The organism is Streptomyces sp. NBC_01384 (genome assembly GCF_045040035.1).
Lineage (GTDB): Bacteria > Actinomycetota > Actinomycetes > Streptomycetales > Streptomycetaceae > Streptomyces.
Genome location: NZ_CP109559.1, coordinates 3110677 through 3136530, shown reverse-complemented (window position 1 = coordinate 3136530; position 25854 = coordinate 3110677). Strand labels below are relative to the sequence as shown.

The 25854-nt window shown below is 70.0% G+C and carries 15 protein-coding genes; 10 read left to right on the top strand and 5 right to left on the bottom strand.

What is annotated here, in order from left to right:
• Positions 1-103 precede the first annotated feature (103 nt).
• Entirely contained in the window at positions 104-370 is a 267-nt protein-coding gene (gene rpsT / locus OG747_RS14220) for a 30S ribosomal protein S20 (RefSeq protein ID WP_405879696.1), read from the bottom strand.
• Between the two features lie 236 nt (positions 371-606).
• Here rpsT and lepA point away from each other — a divergent pair, with 236 nt between their 5' ends.
• The 3 genes from lepA to OG747_RS14205 all read left to right on the top strand — a co-directional run bounded on the left by lepA (position 607) and on the right by OG747_RS14205 (position 10655).
• Positions 607-2475: a translation elongation factor 4 gene (gene lepA, locus OG747_RS14215; RefSeq protein ID WP_405879695.1), complete on the top strand. Its 1869-nt coding sequence runs from the start codon at positions 607-609 to the stop codon at positions 2473-2475.
• 440 nt (positions 2476-2915) lie between these two features.
• Positions 2916-4790: an AMP-dependent synthetase/ligase gene (locus OG747_RS14210; protein WP_405879694.1), complete on the top strand. Its 1875-nt coding sequence runs from the start codon at positions 2916-2918 to the stop codon at positions 4788-4790.
• 252 nt (positions 4791-5042) lie between these two features.
• Positions 5043-10655, top strand: a complete 5613-nt coding sequence (locus OG747_RS14205) for an AAA domain-containing protein (protein WP_405879693.1) — start codon at positions 5043-5045, stop codon at positions 10653-10655.
• A gap of 85 nt (positions 10656-10740) precedes the next feature.
• On the opposite strand, the gene OG747_RS14200 is transcribed toward OG747_RS14205, so the two are convergent.
• Both OG747_RS14200 and OG747_RS14195 read right to left on the bottom strand, forming a co-directional pair.
• Positions 10741-11325 carry a two-component system response regulator gene (locus OG747_RS14200; RefSeq protein WP_405879692.1) on the bottom strand — a complete coding sequence of 195 codons (585 nt, stop codon included), beginning with the start codon at positions 11323-11325 and terminating at the stop codon, positions 10741-10743.
• Between the two features lie 12 nt (positions 11326-11337).
• Positions 11338-15414, bottom strand: a complete 4077-nt coding sequence (locus OG747_RS14195; RefSeq protein WP_405879691.1) for a HAMP domain-containing protein — start codon at positions 15412-15414, stop codon at positions 11338-11340.
• Between the two features lie 223 nt (positions 15415-15637).
• On the opposite strand from OG747_RS14195, the gene OG747_RS14190 reads away from it, so the two are divergent.
• From OG747_RS14190 to OG747_RS14180, 3 genes are all read left to right on the top strand, one after another.
• Complete coding sequence (locus OG747_RS14190) at positions 15638-17833, top strand: SpoIIE family protein phosphatase (RefSeq protein WP_405879690.1); 2196 nt, start codon at positions 15638-15640, stop codon at positions 17831-17833.
• A gap of 107 nt (positions 17834-17940) precedes the next feature.
• The gene (gene hemW / locus OG747_RS14185) at positions 17941-19173 is read left to right on the top strand and encodes a radical SAM family heme chaperone HemW (protein WP_405879689.1); all 1233 of its coding nucleotides are present in this window, start codon (positions 17941-17943) and stop codon (positions 19171-19173) included.
• Positions 19174-19272: 99 nt separating this feature from the next.
• On the top strand, positions 19273-19851 hold the full coding sequence (locus OG747_RS14180) for a Uma2 family endonuclease (RefSeq protein ID WP_405879688.1): 579 nt from the start codon (positions 19273-19275) through the stop codon (positions 19849-19851).
• Here OG747_RS14180 and OG747_RS14175 read toward each other — a convergent pair.
• Both OG747_RS14175 and OG747_RS14170 read right to left on the bottom strand, forming a co-directional pair.
• Positions 19829-20641, bottom strand: coding sequence for a DUF3097 domain-containing protein (locus OG747_RS14175; protein ID WP_405879687.1), 813 nt, complete (start codon positions 20639-20641; stop codon positions 19829-19831). The two genes, OG747_RS14180 and OG747_RS14175, sit on opposite strands and share 23 nt — an antisense overlap.
• Before the next feature lie 31 nt (positions 20642-20672).
• Complete coding sequence (locus OG747_RS14170; RefSeq protein WP_405879686.1) at positions 20673-21413, bottom strand: MBL fold metallo-hydrolase; 741 nt, start codon at positions 21411-21413, stop codon at positions 20673-20675.
• Positions 21414-21659: 246 nt separating this feature from the next.
• On the opposite strand from OG747_RS14170, the gene hrcA reads away from it, so the two are divergent.
• The 4 genes from hrcA (at position 21660) to OG747_RS14150 (ending at position 25794) form a co-directional block, all read left to right on the top strand.
• A complete protein-coding gene (gene hrcA, locus OG747_RS14165) occupies positions 21660-22682 on the top strand; it encodes a heat-inducible transcriptional repressor HrcA (protein ID WP_075032705.1) in 1023 nt (340 codons plus the stop codon).
• Entirely contained in the window at positions 22683-23816 is a 1134-nt protein-coding gene (gene dnaJ / locus OG747_RS14160; protein ID WP_405879685.1) for a molecular chaperone DnaJ, read from the top strand.
• 143 nt (positions 23817-23959) lie between these two features.
• Entirely contained in the window at positions 23960-25048 is a 1089-nt protein-coding gene (locus OG747_RS14155) for a nitronate monooxygenase (RefSeq protein ID WP_405879684.1), read from the top strand.
• Complete coding sequence (locus OG747_RS14150; protein WP_405879683.1) at positions 25045-25794, top strand: 16S rRNA (uracil(1498)-N(3))-methyltransferase; 750 nt, start codon at positions 25045-25047, stop codon at positions 25792-25794. The genes OG747_RS14155 and OG747_RS14150 overlap by 4 nt, the downstream gene beginning before the upstream one ends.
• Positions 25795-25854: the final 60 nt, after the last annotated feature.

Genomic DNA, 25854 nt, shown 5'->3' with positions numbered 1-25854 from the left:
GTGCCCGCGTGGCGAACGCAGGCCGCGCACGGATCCGGGGTGCCGGTCAGGAGCGGATGAGAGGGCCCGCTTGGTCCCTTCCGGCGGTCAAGTCGAGTGGGACTCAGCCCTTGAGGGAAGCGACCTTGGAAGCAAGCGCCGACTTCTTGTTGGCGGCCTGGTTCTTGTGGATGACGCCCTTCGAGACGGCCTTGTCGAGCTGGCGCGACGCGGCGCGCGTGTACTCGGTGGCCTTCTCGACGTCACCCGCGGCAGTGGCCTCGCGGGCCTTGCGGATCGCGGTCTTCAGGGAGGACTTGACCGACTTGTTGCGCAGCCGAGCCTTCTCGTTGGTCTTGATCCGCTTGATCTGGGACTTGATGTTCGCCACGAATGAGCCTTTACAGGTTCAGGCGCGCGAGACGGTGACGTCTCACTCGCCGTTTGAATTTCCTTGGTTTTTCTTGGGGTGTGCCTCCTGCTGAGAGGGCATGAGACACAGCCACCCAGGCTACCAGTAGCCGCAGGACCGGCCCAAACCGGTCGCAGCTCCCCACCCGTGGGACCATGGAGTCTACGTATCGATCCGACCCGAGGCGACAGGCGCCTCAAGAGACAGGACCCTGCGTGCCCGCGACCCCTAACAATGTGCCCGAGCCGAGCCGTACCGCCCCGGCTCTGATCCGCAATTTCTGCATCATCGCGCACATCGACCACGGCAAGTCCACGCTCGCCGACCGCATGCTCCAGCTGACCGGGGTGGTCGAGCAGCGCCAGATGCGTGCTCAGTACCTCGACCGCATGGACATCGAGCGCGAGCGCGGCATCACGATCAAGTCCCAGGCGGTCCGGCTGCCCTGGGCCCCGACCGAGGATCCGGGCAACACCCACATCCTCAACATGATCGACACCCCCGGGCACGTGGACTTCACGTACGAGGTGTCCCGGTCGTTGGCCGCCTGCGAGGGGACCGTCCTCCTCGTCGACGCCGCCCAGGGCATCGAGGCGCAGACCCTCGCCAACCTCTACCTGGCGATGGAGAACGACCTCAAGATCATCCCCGTACTCAACAAGATCGACCTGCCGGCCGCCCAGCCGGAGAAGTTCTCCGAGGAGCTCGCCAACCTCATCGGCTGCGACCCCGAGGACGTGCTGAGGGTCTCCGCCAAGACCGGCGTCGGCGTCGAGGCGCTGCTGGACAAGGTCGTCGCCGAGATTCCGGCACCGGTGGGCATCCAGGACGCGCCCGCCCGCGCCATGATCTTCGACTCTGTCTACGACTCCTACCGGGGCGTCGTGACGTACGTACGAGTCATCGACGGGCAGCTCAACAAGCGTGAGCGCATCCGGATGATGTCCACCGGCGCCACGCACGAGCTGCTGGAGATCGGGACGAACTCGCCCGAGATGCTGCCCGCCGACGGACTCGGTGTCGGTGAGGTCGGTTATCTGATCACCGGTGTGAAGGACGTCCGGCAGTCCAAGGTCGGTGACACGATCACCACCCTGAACAAGGGAGCGACCGAGGCGCTCGGCGGGTACAAGGACCCCAAGCCCATGGTCTTCTCCGGGCTCTATCCGCTGGACGGGTCGGACTACCCCGAGCTGCGTGACGCCCTCGACAAGCTGCAGCTCAACGACGCCGCGCTCGTCTACGAGCCGGAGACCTCCGCCGCACTGGGCTTCGGCTTCCGTGTCGGTTTCCTCGGGCTGCTGCACCTCGACGTGATCCGGGAGCGGCTGGAGCGCGAGTTCGGGCTCGATCTCATCGCCACCGCGCCGAACGTCGTGTACCGCGTCGAGATGGAGGACGGCAGCGAGCATGTCGTCACCAACCCGAGCGAGTTCCCCGAGGGGAAGATCGACAAGGTCTACGAGCCGGTCGTACGGGCGACGGTCCTCGCGCCCTCCGAGTTCATCGGCTCGATCATGGAGCTGTGCCAGACCCGGCGCGGCACCCTGCTCGGCATGGACTACCTGTCCGAGGACCGGGTCGAGATCCGCTACACCCTGCCGCTCGCGGAGATCGTCTTCGACTTCTTCGACCAGCTGAAGTCCAAGACCCGCGGTTACGCCTCGCTGGACTACGAGCCCACGGGCGAGCAGACCTCCAGCCTGGTCAAGGTCGACATCCTGCTGCACGGCGACAAGGTGGACGCCTTCTCGGCGATCACCCACAAAGACGCGGCGTACGCGTACGGTGTGCGGCTCGTCGCCAAGCTGCGCGAGCTGATTCCGCGGCAGGCCTTCGAGGTGCCCATCCAGGCGGCCGTCGGCTCCCGGGTGATCGCCCGCGAGACCATCCGCGCCATCCGCAAGGACGTCCTCGCCAAGTGCTACGGCGGTGACATCTCCCGTAAGCGGAAGCTGCTGGAGAAGCAGAAGGAAGGCAAGAAGCGGATGAAGATGGTGGGCTCTGTGGAGGTTCCGCAAGAGGCCTTCATCGCCGTACTGAGCAGCGACGACAGCGTGGGGTCGACCAAGGGCAAGAAGTAACCGTGGTCGCCCCGGGAAACCGGGCGCAACAGGGGCCCGTCGCGCGAATGTGCGGCGGGCCCTCAGTATGCGAGCGGGCGCTCTCTGCAGAAATTGAACCCTCCCCGGCCGAAGCAGGGGATTCCTGGCTCACACTGCTCGGCCGCTCAGCGAGCGGTCCAGTCTCACGCGATCAACACCAGCCGGGTTGGAACCAGCCCGGCTGACATCAAATGTCAAGGGTTGGCGCGTGCCTGGCTCTCGTGACGCACTGGGCGCAGCGCACCCGGTCCGCAGGTGAAGAATCCGGGGATTCGCAAGATCGCAGACCATGGCCTCTTACGCAGGGGCCGGTCGCGCTTTACTCTGATGCCTGCTCGATAGTTACTCGCGAGTTAAACAACACGCAGAACCCAGCCGCAATGAGCCAGCCGCGCTGTCGCGGGCCCCCGGAGGATGTCGTGAGCGACACACAGACTTTGATCGAGAACCGTCCGCCGTCCGTGGCGGCCCTCTTCCTGGAGCGCGTGGCGGCCACGCCGGACGCCGAGGCCTACCGCTACCCCGTCCCACCGGTCTCGGGCGAGGGCCCGGACGACTGGAAGTCGCTGAGCTGGGCGCAGGCCGCCGAGCGGGTCTACGCCATCGCGGCCGGACTGATCGAACTGGGTGTGCAGCCCGAGCAGCGCGTCGCGCTCGCCTCCTCCACGCGGGTCGAGTGGATCCTCGCCGACCTCGGCATCATGTGCGCGGGCGCGGCCACCACGACGATCTACCCGCAGACGAACGCCGAGGAGTCCGCGTTCATCCTCTCCGACTCGGGCAGCAAGGTCCTGATCGCGGAGGACGCGGCCCAGCTCGCCAAGGCGCAGGAGAAGCGCGCCGAGCTGCCCGAGCTGACCCATGTGGTCGTCATCGACCCGGCCGGCGTCGAGACCGGCGACGACGTGCTCACCCTCGCCGAGCTGGAGACGCGCGGCGCCGCGTACCTGGAGAAGTACCCCGAGCTGATCAAGGAGCGCGTCGGCGCGATCACCGCCGACCAGCTCGCCACCCTCATCTACACCTCCGGCACCACGGGCCGCCCCAAGGGCGTCCGCCTCCCGCACGACAACTGGTCGTACATGGCGAAGGCCATCGCCGCGACCGGGCTGCTCGGCCCCGACGACGTCCAGTACCTGTGGCTGCCGCTCGCCCACGTCTTCGGCAAGGTGCTCACCTCCGGTCAGATCGAGGTCGGGCACGTCACCGCCGTCGACGGCCGCGTCGACAAGATCATCGAGAATCTGCCGGTGGTGCGGCCGACGTACATGGCGGCCGTCCCGCGCATCTTCGAGAAGGTCTACAACGGGGTCGCGGCCAAGGCGCGGGCCGGTGGTGGCGCCAAGTACAAGATCTTCCAGTGGGCCGCCGAGGTCTCCCGCGAGTACGCGAAGGCCAGCCAGGACAGCTTCCGCCGCACCGGCACGGCCGCCGCGCCCTTCGCCCTCTCCGCCAAGCACAAGGTCGCGGACGCGCTCGTCTTCGCCAAGATCCGCGAGGCCTTCGGTGGCAGGCTGCGCGCCTGTGTCTCCGGCAGCGCGGCCCTCGCGCCCGAGATCGGCTACTTCTTCGCCGGCGCCGGCATCCACATCCTGGAGGGGTACGGCCTCACGGAGTCCTCCGCCGCCTCCTTCGTGAACCCCGGCGAGGCCTACCGCACCGGCACGGTCGGCAAGCCGCTGCCCGGCACCGAGGTGCGCATCGCGGACGACGGCGAGATCCTGCTGCGCGGCCCCGGCATCATGGAGGGCTACCACGGCCTGCCCGAGAAGACCGCCGAGGTCCTGGAGTCCGACGGCTGGCTCCACACGGGCGACATCGGCGAACTGTCCCCCGACGGCTATCTGCGCATCACCGACCGCAAGAAGGACCTCATCAAGACCTCGGGCGGCAAGTACATCGCGCCCGCCGAGGTCGAGGGCCAGTTCAAGGCCGTCTGCCCGTACGTCTCCAACATCCTTGTGCACGGCGCCGACCGGAACTTCTGCACCGCCCTCATCGCCCTCGACGAACCGTCCATCCTGGAGTGGGCGAAGGAGAACGGGCTGGAGGGCAAGTCGTACGCCGATGTCGTCGCCGCCCCCGCCACCGTCGAGCTGATCGAGGGCTATGTGAAGGAACTCAACGAGGGGCTGCAGCGGTGGCAGACCATCAAGAAGTTCCGCCTGCTGCCGCGTGACCTCGATGTGGAGCACGGCGAGATCACGCCGAGCCTGAAGCTGAAGCGGCCGGTGGTCGAGCGGGAGTACAAGGCGCTGATCGAGGAGATGTACGCCGGGACGCGGGAGGCGTAGCGCACGCGGGCGCGCGTCAGACCGGCCCGGCGAACCGAGTGGCCCCGGAAGGCAGTAGGCCTTTCCGGGGCCACTTTGTCTCGCCTGCGCGGCCACCGCGGACGGGGTGCCGAACGGGGCTCGGGACGGGGTGCCGAACGGGCCGCCGAATTGAGCGGAAGAGCCATGAGTGTCAGATGCGTCACATAGGATGCGCACACTCTCTTCATATTTCTCCTCATTTTTCGGCTCCGACAGCTCAGCGAGGTGGCCTTGCCCGTTTCTGCCGCGACGCCCGACGACGTCGTCCGTCATGTCTTCCGCTATCTCGCGGAAGTGGGCGAGAGCCGTACCAGACCCGTGCGGACGTACGACGACGCCAGGCACCAGGTCTGGTTCGCCGATCTGCCCGCGCAGTTCGGCTCCTTCCTGACCGAAGCCGTACCGGGTGACGCTCCTTTGTGGCTGCGTGCCGACCGGCCCGAGCGCCACGACCCGCCCGCGCCGCCGCTGCCGCTCGCCCACTGGCTGGACGAGCGGGAGATCCGCGACGCGGAGCGGGACACGGCACCCGGACTCCAGCCCCAGGCGGACGTCCCCGCCGAAGAGGTCTCGGCCGACGGCAGTTCGCACACGGCCCGTGTCACCGTCTCCCTCGCCGCGTCACCGCAGCACGACAAGGTGCGCAACCAGTACCGGGCCTGGGTCCGCGGGTGGGAGGCGTGGGCGATCCGCGACCGGTCCATGAAACCCGTTGTGCGCGCCTACGACCGGCTCTACCGGCTGTGCGTGGACGCCTCCGAGCTCGGCGAGAGCTTTGAACTGGTCGTCGGCTTCGGCTACTTGAGCTGGTCGGCACAGGACGAGCCGGTCCGCCGCCACCTCGTCACCTGCCGCGCCGTCATGGCGATCGACCCCGACAGCGGCGCGATCACCGTCGGGCCCGACCCGGAGCACGGCAGCCCGGTGCTCGAGGAGTCCATGCTGGACGCCGGGCAGAAGGCGCGCGCCGACATCCGCGCCCTCGTGCGCCAGGAACTGGAAGCCGCCGGCGACACCACCGACCCGGCACTCGCAGATCGACTGCACCGGGCCCTGACCACCTGGACCATCGCCGCCCACCAAGCGGGACGCTACATATCGTCGACGACCCGGCACCGTACGGGGGGAGACCCCGCCGTACCCGTCGTCAGTTTCGCACCGGTGCTGCTTCTCAGGGAGCGCACCCGGCGCAGCATGCTCGAAGCACTGCGCGGCGTAGCCATGAGCATCGAGCAGGGAGCCGAGCCCACCACCCTGCTCAGGGCCATCGCCGGCGCGGGCGGCGACCGTCCGCTGGGCGAACCCGGCACTGGCGAAGCCCTCGGAGAATCACCGGAGTTGTACTTCGCGCTGCCCTCCAACGACGAACAGCGCACCATCGCCGAGCGGCTGCGCGACCGCGATCTCGTCGTTGTCCAGGGGCCACCCGGCACCGGCAAGACGCACACCATCGCGAACCTGGTCACCGACCTCCTCGCGCACGGCAACCGCGTGCTGATCACCAGCCACACGGCTCGCGCCCTACGGGTTCTGAAGGACAAACTCCCCGCCAGCGTCCGCGAGCTGTGTGTCAGCCGCACCGACGACGGAGCCGCCCAGCAGGAGCTGGAGCAATCGGTCAAGGCCATCCTCGACCGGCAGGGTGACTTCTCCGCGCGCGCCTACCGGCGGCGGATACAGGAGCACGAAGAGCGGCTCAGGTCCGCGCGATCGGCCCAGGCGCTCGCCCTGAAGGCCCTGCGCGCGCTGCGCGAGCAGGAGACCTACCACCATCCCGCCGAGATCGGTGACTACGAGGGCACCCTGGCCCGGATCGCCCAGCGACTCGCCGACGAACGGCCACGGTTCGGCTGGATCGGCACCGTCCCCGCCGATGCCCCCACCCTCGACATGGACGCCCTGCCCCGGCTGCGCCGTGCCGCGCTCGCCTTCACCGACCGCCACCGGGCCCTCGCCGCCACCGTCGGCGCCGCACTCCCCGAGCCCGGACAACTGCCGTCCGGCCCCGAGTTCACCGAGGCGATCGAGACGATCCGGGCCGCGGAGGCCGACCTCGCGGCCCTTCGCCAGGACGACTCCGTCTCTCGCCTCGACGACGCCGTGTCCTCCCTGACGGCCGCGCAGCAGGATCGACTGGCCGCGGCACTCGACCGCTTCATGGCGGCCGGCGCGGCGGCCACACCGCAGGGCTGGGCCACCGAGCTGCGTCGCGATCTGCTGGCGGGACAGGATCTCGGCGCGCGCAGCCGGCACGAGCGCACCACGCTCGCCCTGACCGCCGTCGAGAACGCGGCGGCCGCGCTCGGCGCCACGCTGGTCAGCGGACTGGAGTCGCACGACGTGCCGACGGCCCTCGGCCTCGCCACCGCACTGCGCGACGGGCTCGCGGCCGGTGAGAAGCTGCGCGGACCGCTGGGCCTGAAAACCAGGCTCCGCAAGGCGGTGGGCGATTTCCCGGAGACGGTACGGGTCGACGGCCGCGCCGTGGAGACGGAGACGGCCGCGGCCGCCCTACTGCATCGCGTCACCCTGGAACGGCACCTTCAGGACATCGAGCAGAGCTGGGGAGACGGCGCCGAGGCATGGCGGGCCACCGATCCTCGCATCGCCCGGCTGCGCCAGGACGTCGCCACGCTCACCACTCTGACGACCCTCGCCGACCTGCGCCGGGACGTCGTCCAGCTGGCCGCGGTCACTCCGGGACTGGCGCGGGTCGACTGGGGGAACGACGACGCGGCGAGCACCGTACGCAGCGTCCTGCGCGCCCGGGCGGCGCGCCGGGCCGCCGACCGCCCGCGCGCCCTGATCGACGGCGCCCTCGGTGTGCTGCGCGCCGCCGCGCACCGAAGGGGCGCGTCGGCAGCCGTGGACCGGGCCCGCGCGGCGGTCGAGGCGCGCGACACGGACGCGTACGACGCCGCGGTGGGCGAGGTCGAGGACCTGCGGGAGGCGCTGGCGCGCAAGAAGGCGTGCGACGACGCGTACCGTCAGGTGCTGGCCGAACTCCCCGAAGTCGCCGACGCGCTGGAGTCCACACCGCAGGATCCCGGGTGGGACAGGCGCCTCGTGGAGGTCGAGGCCGCCTGGTCGTGGTCGGCCTGGCACGCCCGTATGAAGGTGCTGACGGACCCGGGGGCCGAGGACACCCAGATGCGGCTGCTCGCCGAGGCCGATACCGAGATCCGCATCAGCCTGGAGCGGCTGGCGGCCGACAAGTCCTGGTTCAGCTGTCTGTCCCGGCTCACGGACGACCAGGCCGTGGCGCTCACCTCGTACCAGCAGAGTGTCCGCAGACTCGGCAAGGGCACGGGCAAATACGCCGCCACCTACCGCAGACAGGCCCGCGAGAGCCTGCAGGCCAGCCAGGAGGCGGTACCCGCCTGGATCATGCCCCTGCACCAGGTGACCGAGACGGTGCCGATGGACCGGGCCGGGCGCTTCGACGTCGTGATCATCGATGAGGCGAGCCAGTCCGGACCCGAGGCGCTGCTGCTCGCCTGGCTCGGTGCGAAGGTGATCGTCGTCGGCGACGACCAGCAGGTCAGCCCCGCGCAGGTCGGAGTGGACCACGACGAACAGTTCGCGCTGCAGCGGCGGCTGCTCGGTGAGCTGCCCGCGGCCCGCCGCAATCTGTTCACGCCGACCGCGAGCCTCTTCGACATCGCGTCCGGTCTCGCGGGTGGCCGCGGCAGACTGATGCTCCAGGAGCACTTCCGGTGCATGCCGGAGATCATCGGCTTCTCCAACCAGCTGTGCTACGGAGGCCGGCTCCAGCCCTTGCGGCAGTACGGCGCCGACCGGCTGCCGCCCCTGCGATCCGTGCACGTGGCCGACGGCTATGTCGAGGGAAGCGGGCAGAAGCAGATCAACCGTCCCGAGGCGGAGCGCCTGGTGGACGAGATCGCCCGGTGCATCGCGGACCCCGCCTACGCGGGACGCACCCTGGGCGTGATCACTCTGCTCGGCGCGGGTCAGAAGTTCCTCATCGAGGACCTGCTGGCCGACCGGATTCCGCTCGACGAGCGGCAACGGCGACGCCTGCGCGTGGGTAACGCGGAGGAGTTCCAGGGCGACGAACGCGATGTCGTCTTCATCGGCCTCGTCGTGTCGCTCACCGGCCCGGACGGGCCGCGCCGCATCGGCTCCTACAGTAGTTCGCTGTACCGGCAGCACATCAACGTGGCTGCTTCACGCGCCCGCGACCAGGTGTGGCTGTTCCACAGTGTGACCCTCACGGAGCTGGGTGAGACCGATCTGCGGCGCGCCTATCTGGACTGGTTCTCGCGGCCGGCCGAGGAGCGGGACGGCGCGGGCCTCGGCGAGGTCCGGCCCGACATTCCGCACCAGGCCTTCGACAGTCTCTTCGAACAGCGTGTGTATCTGGCGCTGCGGGACCGGGGCTACCGGGTGAGACCGCAGTACCCGGCCGGACGCTACCGCATCGACCTCGTCGTCGAGGGCGGTACGCAGCGACTGGCCGTGGAGTGCGACGGCGACGCCTTCCACACCGAGGAGAACGCCGACGCGGACGCGGCACGCCAGCGCGAACTCGAACGGGTGGGCTGGACGTTCGTCAGGATCCGGGGCAGCCGCTTCTTCCTCGATCCGGACCAGGCGCTCAAGCCCCTGTGGGCGGAGCTCGAACGACTCGGCATCGAATCGACGGCACAGAGTCCGACGGCGCAGAATTCGACGGTACGGACGTCGACGGCACAGGCATCGACGGCTGGGAGATCGACCGCACCGGCTGCCGAGGACGAGAGCCGCCCCGGCGGGGACGACCGAGCATCCGCCGGGAGCGCTGAGCCGGAGCCCGCGGCCGTGCCCGACGCCGGATCGCGCAGGCCGAGCGGGGGCGTGCCCGCCCCGCGGCCCGGAGCCGCCCGAGCCGGGGCGCGGGACGGACGAGACCGCAGGGCCGCGCCGACCGCCGTCGTCGGGCAGGCGCACCCGCCGCTCGTGTCCGTGGCGCGTCTTCACCGCGACGAGGTGAACGCGGCCCAGCACGCGTTCAGCATGCGCGCGACCGTGCCGGGCGCCGCACGATTCCTCGGCGGGGCGGGAGTGCCGCACTTCCCCGGGGCCGACGCCGTGGACGTCCTGCGCGACGGACGGGCGGTGGTGCGGGTCGCCCACGCCGAGGTGCAGGCCATGATCCGTGCGGCGATAGCCCGTGTCGAGGTGCCGGTGCTCGCGGACGACGGACAGGTGGGGCTGGCGCGCCACCACGCCCCGGGTTCCCCCGACGCGGCCGACGGTCGTTCGGCCGAGTTGCTGCGCGTGCGGAGGGTGACGGACCGCAAGCCGGTGCACATCCCCGCGCACATCCCGGTGGCGCGCCGACCGGCGCAACCGGTCCCGGCCACCGAACCGCCCCCTGACCGCGTGCCCGTGGAACGTCTCAGCCTAGCCGCCCACCGCCGGGTGCAGCGTGAGCTCCAGCGTGTGCAGGACGCACTGGACCAGCCGACTCCGGAGGTGGTGGCCGTCGACTCCTCCTCCAGAAGGGCACAACTGGCCGACCACGAGAAGCGTCGCGAAGCCCTCAAGGACCGACGCGCCTTTCTACGTGCCGTGCTCGATCAGGTGATCCCGGATGCCTCCCTGAGCGGCGGGGCCATGGTCGTGCCGGGTTGTCTCGTCGGCGTCGAGGATCCGGACGAACCCGAATCCGGGATCACGACGTACGAGATCGCGATGCTCGCGGGTGACGAAGCGGAACGGCTGAGCCCGCACTCCGCCCTCGGCAAGGCGCTGTTGTGGCGCGAGGTCGGGGACGAGGTGAGCCGGCAGACGGAGCGGGGCACCAGGATGCGTGTCGTCATCAGGTACGTCGCGGACTGAGCCACGAGCCCGCGGGCGACGTGCCCCGGGCGCCATCCATACGGAGCCGGGGTGCTACCCGCGCCACCCATACGGAGGCGGGGTGTTACACGCCCCGCCTCCGCCGTATCTCCCGCAGCAACTCCTCCATCTCCCGCACCTGATGCCGCAGTTCGAAGACGTCGTCCGAGCCGCTCGCCGCCATGTGGGTATCGATCTTCTTGAGGCGGTCGGCCAGTTCGTCGAACTGGCCCTGTTCGCGGGTGAGCATGCGCTCCAGTTGCTGGTTCTTGCGGTGCAGGTCCAGGAAGACGGTGACCTTGGCGCGCAGGACCCAGGGGTCGAACGGCTTGGTCAGGTAGTCGGCGGCTCCGGTGGCGTAGCCGCGGAAGGCGTAGCCCGCGTCGGCGTCGCTGCCGGTCAGGAAGATGATGGGGACGTCCTTGGTCTGGTCGAGCCGTTTGATGTTGGCGGCGGTTTCGAAGCCGTCCATGCCCGGCATGCGGATGTCCAGGAGGACGACGGCGAAGCGTTGCCTGAGCAGTGCCTTCATCGCCTCCTCGCCCGAACGCGCGCGGACGAGCGGCTCGTTGAGGGACCCCAGGACGGCCTCCAGCGCGATCAGGTTGTCCTCCATGTCGTCGACCAGGAGGATGCTGGCGCGCTCGTCGGTCGTTTCCTCAGCGCTCATGGTGACGGTGCCTCACTCGGTCGTCGGCGGGACCGCGGCCTCCTCGGCTGCTGCGCTCGGTCCCGGAACAACGGATGCGGTGGAGTCCTCCTGCTCCGCGTCGTGCGCGCTCTCCGGGTCGAGGAGGGCGCAGACGACCGTGAGCAGCTGGTCGACGTCCACCGGCTTGGGTACGTAGTCGTTGGCACCGCGCGCGATGGACTTCTCACGGTCTCCCGGCATCGCCTTCGCGGTGAGCGCGACGATGGGCAGGCCCGTCCAGCGGGGGGTGCGGCGGATGGCGGAGATCGTCTCGTAGCCGTCCATCTCCGGCATCATGATGTCCATCAGGACGAGTTCCACGTCGGGGTTTCGCTCCAGGGTCTCGATGCCCTCGCGGCCGTTCTCCCCGTACAGGACGGGCATGCCGACGCGGCCCAGGACATGGGTGAGCGCGAAGACGTTGCGGATGTCGTCGTCCACGATCAGCACCCGTCGCCCCGGCAGGACCTGACCCGCCCGGCCGGCCTTCCAGGCCTCCAGCTTGGTGGGGGTGGGCCAGGAGTCGTCGGTGTCGTGGGAGGTGTACGGCTCGGTGGACAGCTGCTCGGGGACGGGTGGCCGGCGGTCCTCCGGGACGGGGCCGGTCGCCGCGTGCCCGGGGCTGACGACAGGGACGTACAGCGTGAAGGTGGAACCCTTGCCGGGCGCGCTCTCCGCGATGATGCGGCCGCCGAGCAGCCCGGCGATCTCCCGGCTGATGGACAGGCCGAGACCGGTGCCGCCGTACTTGCGGTTGGTGGTGCCGTCGGCCTGCTGGAACGCCTCGAAGATCACCGGGAGTTTCTCCGCGGCGATCCCGATGCCCGTGTCGGAGACGGCGAAGGCGATCACGTCGTCGCTGTTCTCGCGGGTGAAGGCGTGGTCGGGGTCCTTGAGGCGGCTCACGCGCAGCTCGACCCGGCCGGTCGCGGTGAACTTGATCGCGTTGGAGAGCAGGTTGCGCAGGATCTGCTGGAGCCGCTGCTCGTCCGAGTACATCTCCCGCGGTACGGCCTCCCCGACCGTCACCTCGAAGGCGAGACCCCGGTCGAGCGTGAGCGGGCGGAAGGTCGCGTGGACGTAGTCGAGGAGTTTGATCAACGGCAGCTTCTTCGGGCGTACGTCCATACGGCCCGCCTCGATCTTCGACAGGTCGAGGATGTCGTTGATGAGCTGGAGGAGGTCCGAGCCCGAGCGGTGGATCGTCGTCGCGAACTGCACCTCCTGGTCGGAGAGACGGCCGTCCGGGTTGTCGGAGAGGAGGCGGGCGAGGATCAGCAATGAGTTCAGGGGTGTGCGCAGTTCGTGCGACATGTTGGCCAGGAACTCCGACTTGTACTGCGAGCTTGTCGCCAGGAGTGCCGCCTTTTCTTCCAGTTCCGCGTTGGAGCGTTGCAATTCCGCCTGCTGGGACTGGAGTTCGTCGGACCGGTCCTGAAGTTGGATGGCCAGCCGCTGGGACTCGCCGAGCAGGGACTCGGTGCGGGAATTGGCGATGATCGTGTTGATGGCGACGCCGATGGTGTTCACGAACTGGTCGAAGAAGGCGAGGTGGACGTCGGAGAAGCGGGAGAAGGAGGCGAGTTCGATGACACCGAGCAAGGTGTCCTCGAAGAGGATCGGGATGATGACGACGCTCGCGGGGGCGGCTTCCCCCAGACCGCTGTTGATTTTGATGTAGTCCGGCGGGGCCTCCTCGACGAGGATGCGCTTCTTTTCCCGTGCCGCCTGGCGGACCAGGCCGTGCACCGGCATGCCGCCCGTGTCGACGGTCGCGCCCTGTGCCGAGCCGTATCCGGCGATGAAGGCGAGTCCCTTGGCGGGGACGGCCGTACGGAGGGACGCCCCGTCCTCCTCGGGGTCGGCCAGGAAGAAGGCGCCGTACTGCGCGTTCACCAGCGGGGTCAGCTCGCGCAGGATCAGGTCGGCGACCTCCATCAGGTCACGGTGGCCCTGCATCAGCGCGGCGAGACGGGCGAGGTTGGATTCCAGCCAGTCCTTCGCGCGGGTCGTCTCGCGGAGGTTGGACACCATCAGGTTGATGTTGTCCTTCAGCTCGGCGACCTCGCCCTGCGTCTCCACGGTGATGGAGCGGGACATGTCGCCCTGCGCCACCGCGGAGGCCACCTCGGCGATCGCGCGGACCTGGGTGGTGAGGTTGGAGGCAAGTTCGTTGACGTTCGTCGTGAGGCGCTTCCAGGTGCCGTACACGCCCTCGACCCGTGCCTGGCCGCCGAGTTGGCCCTCCGAACCCACCTCCCGGGCCACCCGCGTGACCTCCGAGGAGAAGGAGGAGAGGGTGTCGACCATCGTGTTGATGGTCGTCTTCAGTTCGAGGATCTCGCCGCGGGCGTCCACGTCGATCTTCTTGGAGAGGTCTCCCTGCGCCACGGCCGTCGCGACCTGGGCGATGTTCCGTACCTGCGACGTCAGGTTGTCGGCCATGTAGTTGACGTTGTCGGTCAGGTCCCGCCAGACACCCGACACACCGAGTACCTGGGCGCGTCCGCCGAGCCGGCCGTCGGTGCCGACCTCGCGGGCCACACGGGTCACCTCGTCGGCGAAGGCGCGCAACTGCTCCACCATCGTGTTGACGGTGTCCTTCAGTTCGAGGATCTCGCCGCGGGCGTCGACGGTGATCTTCTTGGAGAGGTCGCCGTTCGCGACGGCCGTCGTCACCTGGGCGATGTTGCGGACCTGGGACGTCAGGTTCAGGGCCATGAAGTTGACGTTGTCGGTCAGGTCCTTCCAGACGCCGGAGACGCCCCTGACCTGGGCCTGGCCGCCGAGGTTGCCCTCCGTGCCGACTTCGCGGGCGACGCGCGTGACCTCGTCGGCGAAGGCGGAGAGCTGGTCGACCATGGTGTTGATGGTCGACTTGAGTTCGAGGATCTCGCCCTTCGCCTCGACGGTGATCTTCTTGCCGAGGTCGCCCTGTGCGACGGCCGTGGAGACAAGGGCGATATTGCGGACCTGAGAGGTCAGGTTGTCCGCCATGAAGTTGACGTTGTCGGTCAGGTCCTTCCAGACACCGGACACGCCACGTACCTGGGCACGCCCGCCGAGGTTGCCCTCCGTGCCGACTTCGCGGGCGACGCGCGTGACCTCGTCGGCGAAGGCGGAGAGCTGGTCGACCATGGTGTTGATGGTCGACTTGAGTTCGAGGATCTCGCCCTGCGCGTCGACGGTGATCTTCTGGCTGAGGTCGCCGTTCGCCACCGCCGTGGTGACCTGGGCAATGTTGCGGACCTGGGAGGTCAGGTTCGAGGCCATGAAGTTGACGTTGTCGGTGAGGTCCTTCCAGACCCCGGAGACGCCCCTGACCTGGGCGCGGCCACCCAACTGGCCTTCGGTGCCGACTTCGCGGGCCACCCGCGTGACCTCGTCGGCGAAGGCGGAGAGCTGGTCGACCATCGTGTTCACGGTGAGCTTCAGTTCGAGCAGCTCGCCGGTCGCCTCGACCGTCACCGTACGGGTCAGATCGCCGCGCGCCACCGCCGTGGTCACGAGGGCGATGTCCCGTACCTGGGCGGTCAGCCGGGACGCCATCGTGTTGACCGCTTCGGTCACATCGCGCCAACTGCCGGAGAGTCCTTGTACCTTGGCGCGTCCGCCGAGACGGCCCTCGGTGCCGACCTCACGGGCGACCCGGGTCACCTCGCCCGTGAAGAGGGAGAGCTGATCGACCATCTTGTTGACGGCACGCCCCAACCGGCGCAAATCGCCCCTGAGCTGACGGTTCCCGTCGTGCAGGTCGACCCGCTGGGTGAGATCACCGCCGGCCACCGCGTCCAGGACGCGCGTCGCGTTCGCGGCGGGCGCCACCAGGGCGTCGAGCAGCTGGTTCACATCATTGACGCGGGTCGTCCAGCCGCCCTGCCCCGGGCTCGCCGACAGCCGCTCGTCGAGCCGCCCGTGCCGGACCAGCTCCCGCCGTACCCGCTGCACTTCCGTGTTGAAGTGGGTGCTGCGGTCGATGATCTGGTTGAAGGCCGCGCTCAGATCGGCCACCAGACCGTGCCCCGTCTCCGGCACCTTGGAGAAATCGCCGTCCCGAGCGGCGGTCATCGCGGCGAGCAGAGGACGGAGATCCGATGCCCAAATCTGTCCGTCTTCGAGCACACGCGTAGCACTGTTCTCACTCATGGCGGCCCACTTCGGTAACTCGGCGCTTATGGGCGAGGCCAGTCTGTCACTCTGTCCGTGTCGCCTGAGGCGTATTCGTCCGAACTGCTCAGGGAGCTGCACAGTGGGGGCCATTCCGACGCAACGGGAGTCACAACGGGACTCCATGGCGCTTGCCCCTGACACGCCTGCGCATCACCGCGCGGGCCAGGAAACCATGGCGCGCGCCGCGCTGCCGGGCACGCCGCTCGCGCCCGGCGCCGCCCGCCGGCTGGTGCGCGAGGCACTCGCCGACTGGGCCGAACTCGCCCTGCCCGGCGCCGAGATCGTCCGCGAACGCCTTACCGAGGACGCCGTCCTGGTCGTCAGTGAACTCGTCACCAATGCCGTCGTGCACGCGGGCACCGACGTCGAGCTGCTGTGCTGTCTGGAGATCACCGACGGCGGGGCGGTGAGCGCGGTGGTCGTCGAGGTCTCCGACCATCACCCCTCGCGGGCGGTACGCGAGGAGGCGGCCGAACGCGCTTACGGCACACCGGAGTACGGGCGTGGGCTGCGGTTGGTCGCCTCGCTGTCGGAAGCGTGGGGGATCACGTATCGGACCGGGGCCAAGACGGTTTGGGCGCGGTTGCCTGTTGATGGGGGGCTGGGGGTTGGGGGTGGGCTGAGCGTTGAGGGTGGGGCGAGTGGTGATGGCGGGTTGATCGGTGGTGGTGGGCTGAGCGGTGGTGGTGGGCTGAGCGTTGATGGCGGGCTGGGTGTCGAGAGGGGGGTTGGTTTCGGGACGGAGGCGGGTATCGCGGCGGGATCGGCCGATAGGGCCGATCCGGCCGCTGAGGGGGCGTTGGCCGTCGAAGGGCGGCTGCCCGTCGACGGGATGTCGGAGGCGGCGTACGGCGCTGGGCATGCCCCGGGGCTGAGGTCGGGACCGGGACCGGGGCCGCGAGGCGGTGAGACGGTCCCCTACGAACCTCGGCGGAGGCCGCGTCAGGACGGCGACTGGCTCAACCGCGGCGCTCTCTCCTTCCTCGCCGAGGCCTCCGACCTGCTCGCCGGACAGCTCGACGAGAACCTCGTCGCCGCGCTCGCCGGACAGCTCCTCGTGCCACGGCTCGCCGACTGGTGCGCGGTGTGGCTGGAGGACGAGGCCACCGACCGGGCGGGCGGGCTCGGGCTGGCCCTCGGGCCGCGGCTCGCCCGCGTCTGGCACGGCAGCGAGAACCGGATCGAGGAGTTGCGCCGGGCCCTGGAGAAGGATCCGCCGCGGCTGCCCGACTCGGTGCGGTCTCGGGCTGTGCCGGTGCCTTGGCCGGGGGAGGCGTCGGGGGCGGATTCGGGTGCGGAAGTGAATGCGGGCGGGGTGAGTGGGACCGGCGACGTGAGCGGAACCGGCGACGTGAGCGGGGCCGCGCTTGCGTATCGGCTGATCGCAGGCGGGCGGCCGCTCGGCACCCTTGTCATCGGGCGGGCCGGGCTGACCGGCTTCCCCGACGAGATCACCGGGCTCGTCGAGGACCTCAGCCGCCGCATCGCCCTCGCCATCGGCGCGGCCCGCCAGTACGCGCGCCAGGCCACCATCAGCCGGGTCCTCCAGCGCGGTCTGCTGCCCGGCGCGGTAGCCGAGATCCCCGGGGTGCGCAGCGCCCTCGTGTACGAGCCGCTCGACAAGGGCGGACCCAGTGGCGACTTCTACGACCTGTTCCCGGCAGGCGACGGACGCTGGTGCTTCGTCCTCGGCGACGTCCAGGGCAAGGGGCCCGAGGCCGCCGTCGTGATCGGCCTCGCCCGGCCCTGGGTACGCCTGCTGGCCCGCGAGGGCTACCACGTCGCCGACGTCCTCGACCGCCTCAACCAGCTCCTCCTCGACGACGCCACGGAGACCGCCGATGCGGCGGCCCGCGCGCTGGTGGTCGCGGGAGGGCCCGGCCTCGGCCCCGACGAGGGCCCGCAGACCCGTTTCCTCTCCATGCTCTACGGCGAGCTGGTGCCCTTCGACGGCGGCGTCCGCTGCACCCTCGCCTCCGCCGGACACCCGCTGCCGCTGATCCTGGGCCCGGATGGCGACGTACGGGAGGTGGCCGAGCCGCAGACCCTCCTCGGCGTCTTCGAGGACGCGACCTACACCTCCGAGACCTTCGACCTGTACCCCGGCGACATCGTCCTGTGCGTCACCGACGGGGTGACGGAGCGGCGCAACGGGCCCCGCCAGTTCGATGACGACGACGGGCTCGCGGAGGCCCTCGCGGGCTGTGGGGGGCTGAGCGCCGAGCTCGTCGCGGAACGGATTCGGCGACTGGTGCACGAGTTCGGCAGCAAGCCGCCGGAGGACGACTTGGCCTTGTTGGTGTTGCAGGCGGAGTAGAGCGGCCAGGCTGAGCGGCCGAGCTGTGCGGCTGAGCGGCCGAGTGGGAAAACGGGAGGTGAGCGCGCGGGAAGGGGCATGCGGCCGGGTGCGGGACAATGGAACGCATGCCTTCCGCACTTCCCGACGGTGAGCCCGTCCCCGACGACGGGGCGCTGCCCGCGCACGCCCTGGCCGGAGCCGCCGATCGCCCCCTCGGTTTCTACCTCCATGTGCCGTACTGCGCGACCCGCTGCGGCTACTGCGACTTCAACACCTACACGGCGACCGAGCTGCGGGGCACCGGAGGCGTGCTCGCCTCCCGCGACAACTACGCGGAGACGTTGATCGACGAGGTCCGGCTCGCCCGCAAGGTTCTCGGCGACGACCCGCGCCCCGTCCGCACGGTCTTCGTCGGAGGCGGTACGCCGACGCTGCTGGCCGCCGACGATCTCGTACGGATGCTGGGGGCGATCCGGGAGGAATTCGGACTGTCCGCCGACGCGGAGGTCACGACCGAGGCGAACCCGGAGTCGGTCGACCCCGCGTACCTCGCGACCCTCCGCGCCGGAGGCTTCAACCGGATCTCCTTCGGCATGCAGAGCGCCCGGCAGCACGTACTGAAGGTGCTCGACCGCACGCACACCCCCGGCCGCCCCGAGGCCTGCGTCGCCGAGGCCCGCGCGGCGGGCTTCGAGCACGTGAACCTCGACCTGATCTACGGCACACCGGGGGAGTCGGACGACGACTGGCGCGCGTCCCTGGACGCCGCGCTCGGCGCCGGTCCCGACCACATCTCCGCGTACGCCCTGATCGTCGAGGAGGGCACCCAGCTCGCCCGCCGCATCCGCCGCGGCGAGGTCCCGATGACGGACGACGACGTCCACGCCGACCGGTACCTGATCGCGGACGAGGTGATGTCGGCGGCGGGCTTCGACTGGTACGAGGTGTCCAACTGGGCCACGTCGGAGGCGGGCCGCTGCCTGCACAACGAGTTGTACTGGCGCGGCGCCGACTGGTGGGGCGCGGGCCCCGGCGCCCACAGCCACGTCGGCGGCGTGCGCTGGTGGAACGTGAAGCATCCGGGGGCGTACGCGGCGGCGCTGGCCTCCGGCCGCTCCCCGGGCGCGGGCCGCGAGCTCCTCTCCGAGGAGGACCGCAGGGTGGAGCGCGTCCTGCTGGAGCTACGACTGCGGGAAGGCTGCCCGTTGTCGCTGCTGCGCCCGGAGGGACTGGCGGCCTCACGGCGGGCGCTGGCCGACGGTCTGCTGGAAGCGGGGCCGTACGAGGAGGGGCGTGCGGTGCTGACGCTGCGGGGGCGGTTGCTGGCGGATGCGGTGGTCAGGGACCTGGTGGACTGATCACTCCGGCGGGTGAATCGGTGCGGAACGGCGGTTCGGTCCCTAACCTGGTTCGTAGGCTGCCGCTAAAAGTACGCGGCGGATGTGGAGGCCACGGAGATGACCGCTGTGGACGAGTACGGGATGGCCAAGTTCTTCGAGGAGTTTGAGCCTCCCGAGGGCGTCAAAGTCGAGCTTCTCCGGGGGGAAATCGTGATGATGGCCAGTCCTGATCTGGTGCACAATCGGATCGTCACGAGCGTGCAGGACCAGGTCCCGGGCAAGCGCTGGGAACGGCTCCAGACTCAGGACATCGACATCATCGACGAGGCCAGTGAGCCCGTGCCGGACCTGGTGGTGATGGAGATCGGCGCCGGTCCGGAATCGGGACGCCTACTGCCGTCCCAGTTGCTTGCGATGGTCGTCGAGGTCGTCTCCAAGACCAGTGCCGCAAGGGACTACGGAATCAAGCGGTCGATCTACGCCGTCGGCAAGGTGCCCGCCTACCTCATCGTCGACCCGATCATGGCACAGTGCGTCCTGCTGACGAAGCCCGTGGGCGAGGGAGAGGGGGCCGACTACCAGGTGCAGCAGATCACGAAGTTCGGAGACCCGCTGCCGCTGGAGATTCTGGGGCTCGAACTGGACACCAGCGACTTCGGAACATTCTCCGGCGTCAAGCCTCACCGCTGGCCGTGACGAAGTCGATCAACTCCTCCACCCGACCCAGCAGTTCCGGCTCCAGATCCTTGTAGGACCGCACCCGCGACAGAATGTGCTGCCAGGCCGCCCCCGTGTTCTCCGGCCAGCCCAGCGCCCGGCACACGCCCGTCTTCCAGTCCTGGCCGTGGGGCACCCGGGGCCAGGACCGGATGCCCACGGAAGACGGTTTCACGGCTTCCCAGATGTCGATGTAGGGGTGGCCGAGGACCAGGGCGTGGTCGCTCGTGACGGAGGCCGCGATACGGGACTCCTTGGTGCCGGGGACGAGGTGGTCGACGAGCACGCCGAGGCGGGCGTCAGGGCCGGGCGCGAAGTCCGCCACGATCGAGGGCAGGTCGTCGATGCCCTCCAGGTACTCGACCACGACGCCCTCGATGCGCAGGTCGTCGCCCCAGACCCGTTCGACCAGCTCGGCGTCGTGCCGGCCCTCCACGTAGATCCGACCGGCGCGGGCGATCCGGGCCCGCGCGCCGGGGAGGGCAACCGATCCGGAGGCCGTCCGGGCCGGACGGACGGGAGTGGTGGCGGAGGGGCGGGTGAGAGTGATGACCTGGCCCTCCAGGAGGAAGCCGCGCGGCTCCAGCGGGAACACCCGGTGCTTGCCGAAGCGGTCCTCCAGCGTCACCGTGCCCGCCTCGCAGCGGATCACCGCTCCGCAGAAACCGGTGCCCGGCTCCTCGACCACCAGGCCCGGCTCCGCCGGCACCTCGGGCACGGGCTTGGGCTTCTTCCACGACGGGGTCAGGTCCGGAGAGTACTGGCGCATTCGGATGACGATAGGAGAAGCCCGGCGGCAGTCACCGCGACACGCCGGAACGCGACACGCCGAAACGCTCGGCCAGGGCGTCCCGCTGCGACCGTACGAACCCGGCGTCCACGACCGCTCCGTGACCAGGTACGTACAACACGTCCTCCCCGCCCAGGTCGAGCAGCCGGTCGAGGGCCGCGGGCCAGCGCGACGGCACGGCGTCGGGGCCCGCCTGGGGCTCGCCGGACTCCTCGACCAGGTCGCCGCAGAACACCACCGTCGGGTCGCCCGGCACCACGATCACGAGGTCGTGGGCCGTGTGGCCCTCGCCCGTCCGCACCAGCCGGACCTCGATGCCACCGTCCAGCTCCAGGTTCCACGTGCCCCACACGAACTGGCGGGGACGCACCAGGGTGTCCGCCGCCTCCTCCGCCGCCCGCGCGTCCAGCCCATTGCGGACCGCGTCCGCGTACAGCTCCTCGCGCCCGTGTTCGTACACCTCGGACGAGCCGCCCGCGACGAAGATCTCCGCGCCCGCGAACGCCGCCGCGCCGAAGACATGGTCGAAGTGGGGGTGCGTGAGCGCGAGAAGGGTCACACGACGGCCGACGAGCGACTCCGCCTCGGCGCGCAACCGCGCGCCCTCCCCGAGGCTCGACCCCGCGTCGATCAGCAGCGCCCCGCCCTCGCCCACCACCAGCCCGGCCGTGCAGTCCCAGACCGGAAGCCGCCGCCGCCCCACCCGCGGTGCCAGCTCCTCCCACCCCGCCTCTTCCCAAGTCACCTTCATACGCCGACGCTAGCGGTGAGGGCGTGGGCGGTACGACATCACGGGGGATCACAGGGGATCGCGGGGGATCACGGGGGTGGACAGTACGACATCGCAGGACACGTCGGTGCACGTCGCGCAAGATCGCGGGCCCGCCCTTGCCGGGGCCGTACCCACCGGCCGTACACTGGGCCGGGGAATGCTGGCACTCGCACGCGCTGAGTGCCAAGCGAGGCGCCGAGGGGTCGACAGCTGGAGGTGTGCGCGATGCTCAGTGAACGCAGGCTCGAAGTGCTGCGCGCCATCGTCCAGGACTATGTCGGCACCGACGAGCCGGTCGCGGTCGGCTCCAAGGCGCTGACCGAGCGGCACCGGCTGGGAGTGTCCCCGGCCACCGTTCGCAACGACATGGCCGCCCTGGAGGACGAGGGGTACATCGCCCAGCCGCACACCAGCGCCGGGCGCATCCCCACCGACAAGGGCTACCGGCTCTTCGTCGACAAGCTCGCCGGCGTCAAGCCGATGACCGCGCCCGAGCGGCGTGCGATTCAGAATTTCCTGGACGGCGCCGTTGATCTCGATGATGTCGTGGGGCGGACGGTGCGGCTGCTCGCGCAGCTGACGCGGCAGGTCGCCGTCGTGCAGTATCCGTCGCTGACGAGATCCACCGTGCGGCATGTCGAGCTGTTGTCCCTCGCCCCCGCCCGCGTGATGCTCGTGCTGATCACGGACACGGGACGGGTCGAGCAGCGCATGATCGACTGCCCGGCGCCGTTCGGAGAAACGTCTCTCGCGGATCTGCGGGCCCGGCTCAACAGCCGGGTCGCGGGCCGTCGCTTCGCGGATGTCCCGCAGCTGGTGCAGGACCTCCCGGACGCGTTCGAGGCGGAGGATCGCGGTACGGTCGCGACGGTGCTCTCCACCCTTCTGGAGACGCTCGTCGAGGAGACCGAGGAGCGGCTGATGATCGGCGGAACCGCCAATCTGACGCGCTTCGGACATGACTTCCCTCTCACCATCCGGCCGGTGCTGGAGGCGCTGGAGGAGCAGGTCGTGCTCCTCAAGTTGCTTGGTGAGGCCGGGGATTCGAGCATGACCGTGCGAATCGGGCACGAGAACGCGTATGAGGGACTCAACTCCACGTCCGTGGTCTCGGTCGGCTACGGTTCGGGCGGCGAGGCAGTAGCCAAACTCGGCGTGGTCGGACCGACCCGCATGGATTACCCGGGAACGATGGGAGCGGTACGAGCGGTGGCACGGTACGTCGGACAGATCCTGGCGGAGTCGTAAGTGGCCACGGACTACTACGCCGTACTCGGCGTGCGCCGCGACGCGTCCCAGGACGAGATCAAGAAGGCCTTCCGGCGGCTCGCACGCGAGCTGCATCCGGACGTCAATCCCGATCCGAAGACGCAGGAGCGGTTCAAGGAGATCAACGCCGCGTACGAGGTGTTGTCGGACCCGCAGAAGAAGCAGGTCTACGACCTCGGCGGCGACCCGCTGTCCCAGTCGGGCGGCGGCGCGGGCGGCTTCGGAGCCGGCGGGTTCGGGAACTTCTCGGACATCATGGACGCTTTCTTCGGTACGGCGTCGCAGCGCGGCCCGCGCTCGCGTACGCGGCGTGGCCAGGACGCCATGATCCGGCTCGAGATCGAGCTGGACGAGGCCGCCTTCGGCACGACGAAGGACATCCAGGTCGACACGGCCGTCGTCTGCGCCACCTGCAACGGTGAGGGTGCGGCGCCGGGTACCTCGGCCCAGACCTGTGACATGTGTCGCGGGCGGGGCGAGGTGTCCCAGGTCACGCGGTCCTTCCTGGGGCAGGTCATGACCTCCCGGCCGTGTCCGCAGTGCCAGGGCTTCGGGACCGTCGTCCCGACTCCCTGCCCCGAGTGCGCCGGTGACGGGCGGGTGCGGTCCCGTCGGACGCTGACCGTCAAGATCCCCGCCGGTGTCGACAACGGCACGCGGATCCAGCTCGCGGGCGAGGGCGAGGTCGGCCCCGGTGGCGGTCCCGCCGGTGACCTGTACGTGGAGATCCACGAACTGCCGCACTCGACCTTCCAGCGGCGCGGTGACGATCTGCACTGCACGGTGACCATTCCGATGACCGCGGCGTCGCTCGGCACCAAGGTGCCGCTGGAGACCCTCGACGGGCTTGAGGAGGTCGACATCCGTCCGGGCACGCAGTCCGGGCAGTCGATTCCGCTGCACGGGCGGGGTGTCACGCATCTGCGGGGCGGTGGCCGCGGTGACCTCATCGTGCACGTCGAGGTGACCACGCCGACGAAGCTCGATGCCGAGCAGGAGCGGTTGCTGCGGGAGCTGGCGCTGCTGCGGGGGGAGGAGCGGCCCACGGGGCAGTTCCAGCCCGGGCAGCAGGGGCTGTTCTCGCGCCTGAAGGACGCGTTCAACGGTCGCTGACGGGGATTCCCGGGGGCTCCCGCCCCCGGACCTCGGTGGGTTCTTCGGCCGCGGACACCCGTTCGCGGCCGCCCGTCCCCATGGCCTGTGCCAGGCGGAAGGCCCGATTCGGACTTGTTCGGAGGACGTGACAACATGCCGTCATGTCCACCGCACTGACCGATCTCTTCCCTCACCCGATCGTGCAGGCTCCCATGGCGGGCGGCGTCTCCGTCCCGCAGCTCGCCGCCGCCGTGTCCGAGGCCGGCGGGCTCGGGTTCCTCGCCGCCGGGTACAAGACCGCCGACGGCATGTACCAGGAGATCAAGCAGTTGCGGGGGCTCACGGCCCGACCCTTCGGGGTCAATCTGTTCATGCCGCAGCCCGACTACGCGGATCCCGCCGCGGTCGAGGTGTACGCCCACCAGCTCGCCGGTGAGGCCTCCTGGTACGAGACCGACCTCGGAGAGCCGGACAGCGGTCGCGACGACGGCTACGACGCCAAGCTCGCCGTCCTCCACGACAACCCGGTGCCGGTGGTCTCGTTCCACTTCGGTGTCCCGAGCCGGGACGTCCTGGACTCCCTGCGCCGTGCCGGCACGCTCACCATGGTCACCGCGACCACGGCGGAGGAGGCCCTCGCCGTGCAGCGCGCGGGCGCCGCCGCGGTCGTCGTGCAGGGCGTGGAGGCGGGCGGCCACCAGGGCACCCACCGCGACAATCCGGAGACGGACGGTACGGGGATCGGGCTGCTGTCTCTGATCACCCTGGTCCGGGAGACCGTGGACATCCCGATCGTGGCGGCCGGCGGCATCATGCGCGGCAGCCAGATCGCCGCGGTGCTCGCGGCGGGCGCGAGCGCCGCGCAGCTCGGCACCGCGTTCCTGGCCACCCCCGAGTCCGGTGCGAACCCCGTGCACAAGCAGGCGCTGACCAACCCTCTCTTCGTACGCACGGAGCTGACGCGCGCGTTCACCGGTCGCCCGGCGCGCGGCCTGGTCAACCGGTTCATGCGCGAGCACGGCCCGTACGCGCCCGCCGCGTACCCCGAGATCAACTACCTCACCGCCCCGCTGCGCAAGGCGGCGGCCAAGGCGGGCGACGCGCAGGGCATGGCGCTGTGGGCCGGACAGGGGCACCGCATGGCCCGAGACCTGCCCGCGGGGCAGCTGGTGGAGGTGCTGAGCGGGGAGCTCGAAGCGGCGAAGACAGCGTTGTCGGCCGCCGGGGAAGCGGAGGGTGAGGTCCGATGACGGCGCCGGTGTTCGTGGTCGAGCACTTCAACGCGGGCGACGCCGGACGCTATGTCCTCGACGGCCCCGAGGGGCGGCACGCCGTCTCCGTGAAGCGGCTGAACCCCGGCGAGGACGTCGTCCTCACGGACGGGGCCGGGCGCTGGGCGGAGTGCGTGGTCGTCTCCACCGAGGGCAAGGACCGTCTGATCCTGCAGATGGATTCGGTGGCCGACGAGCCGGTGGAGGAGCCGCGCATCACCGTCGTCCAGGCCCTCCCCAAGGGCGACCGGGGTGAGCTGGCGGTCGAGACCATGACCGAGACCGGCGTCGACGCGATCGTCCCCTGGGCCGCCTCCCGCTGCATCACCCAGTGGAGGGGCGACCGCGGCCTGAAGGCGCTCGCCAAGTGGCGGGCCACGGCCCGGGAAGCCGGCAAGCAGTCGCGCCGGGTGCGTTTCCCGGAGATCGCGGACGCGGCAACGACCAAGCAGGTTGCGGCACTTCTGGCCAAAGCCGATTTCGCGGCGGTGCTGCACGAGGACACGGAAATCGGCACCGCGCCGTTCGCGACGGCCGAAATCCCCACCTCCGGGGAGATCGTGCTGGTCGTCGGCCCCGAGGGAGGGATCTCCCCCGAGGAGATCGAGCTGTTCACCGGGGCGGGCGCGAAGACGTACCACCTGGGGCGCAGCGTGCTGCGTACATCGACCGCCGGGACGGTGGCGACGGCGCTGCTGCTGGCGCGCTCGGGCCGCTGGTCCTGACCTCGCGCTTCCACAGGGGACGGGTGGAGCTCCAGGAGTGGCTCCTCCTGCGGAGTTGAC

What these genes read in the sequence shown, in the direction of transcription:
- OG747_RS14195 (WP_405879691.1), bottom strand. Translation starts at nt 15,414, where the DNA reads ATGACCGCCGCTCGGGACGGCGATTTCTCCAAGGTGCCGGAGACGGGG.
- OG747_RS14155 (WP_405879684.1), top strand. Translation starts at nt 23,960, where the DNA reads ATGTCCACCGCACTGACCGATCTCTTCCCTCACCCGATCGTGCAGGCT.
- OG747_RS14190 (WP_405879690.1), top strand. Translation starts at nt 15,638, where the DNA reads ATGGCGCTTGCCCCTGACACGCCTGCGCATCACCGCGCGGGCCAGGAA.
- OG747_RS14200 (WP_405879692.1), bottom strand. Translation starts at nt 11,325, where the DNA reads ATGAGCGCTGAGGAAACGACCGACGAGCGCGCCAGCATCCTCCTGGTC.
- OG747_RS14175 (WP_405879687.1), bottom strand. Translation starts at nt 20,641, where the DNA reads ATGCGCCAGTACTCTCCGGACCTGACCCCGTCGTGGAAGAAGCCCAAG.
- OG747_RS14180 (WP_405879688.1), top strand. Translation starts at nt 19,273, where the DNA reads ATGACCGCTGTGGACGAGTACGGGATGGCCAAGTTCTTCGAGGAGTTT.
- hrcA (WP_075032705.1), top strand. Translation starts at nt 21,660, where the DNA reads ATGCTCAGTGAACGCAGGCTCGAAGTGCTGCGCGCCATCGTCCAGGAC.
- OG747_RS14170 (WP_405879686.1), bottom strand. Translation starts at nt 21,413, where the DNA reads ATGAAGGTGACTTGGGAAGAGGCGGGGTGGGAGGAGCTGGCACCGCGG.
- hemW (WP_405879689.1), top strand. Translation starts at nt 17,941, where the DNA reads ATGCCTTCCGCACTTCCCGACGGTGAGCCCGTCCCCGACGACGGGGCG.
- OG747_RS14150 (WP_405879683.1), top strand. Translation starts at nt 25,045, where the DNA reads ATGACGGCGCCGGTGTTCGTGGTCGAGCACTTCAACGCGGGCGACGCC.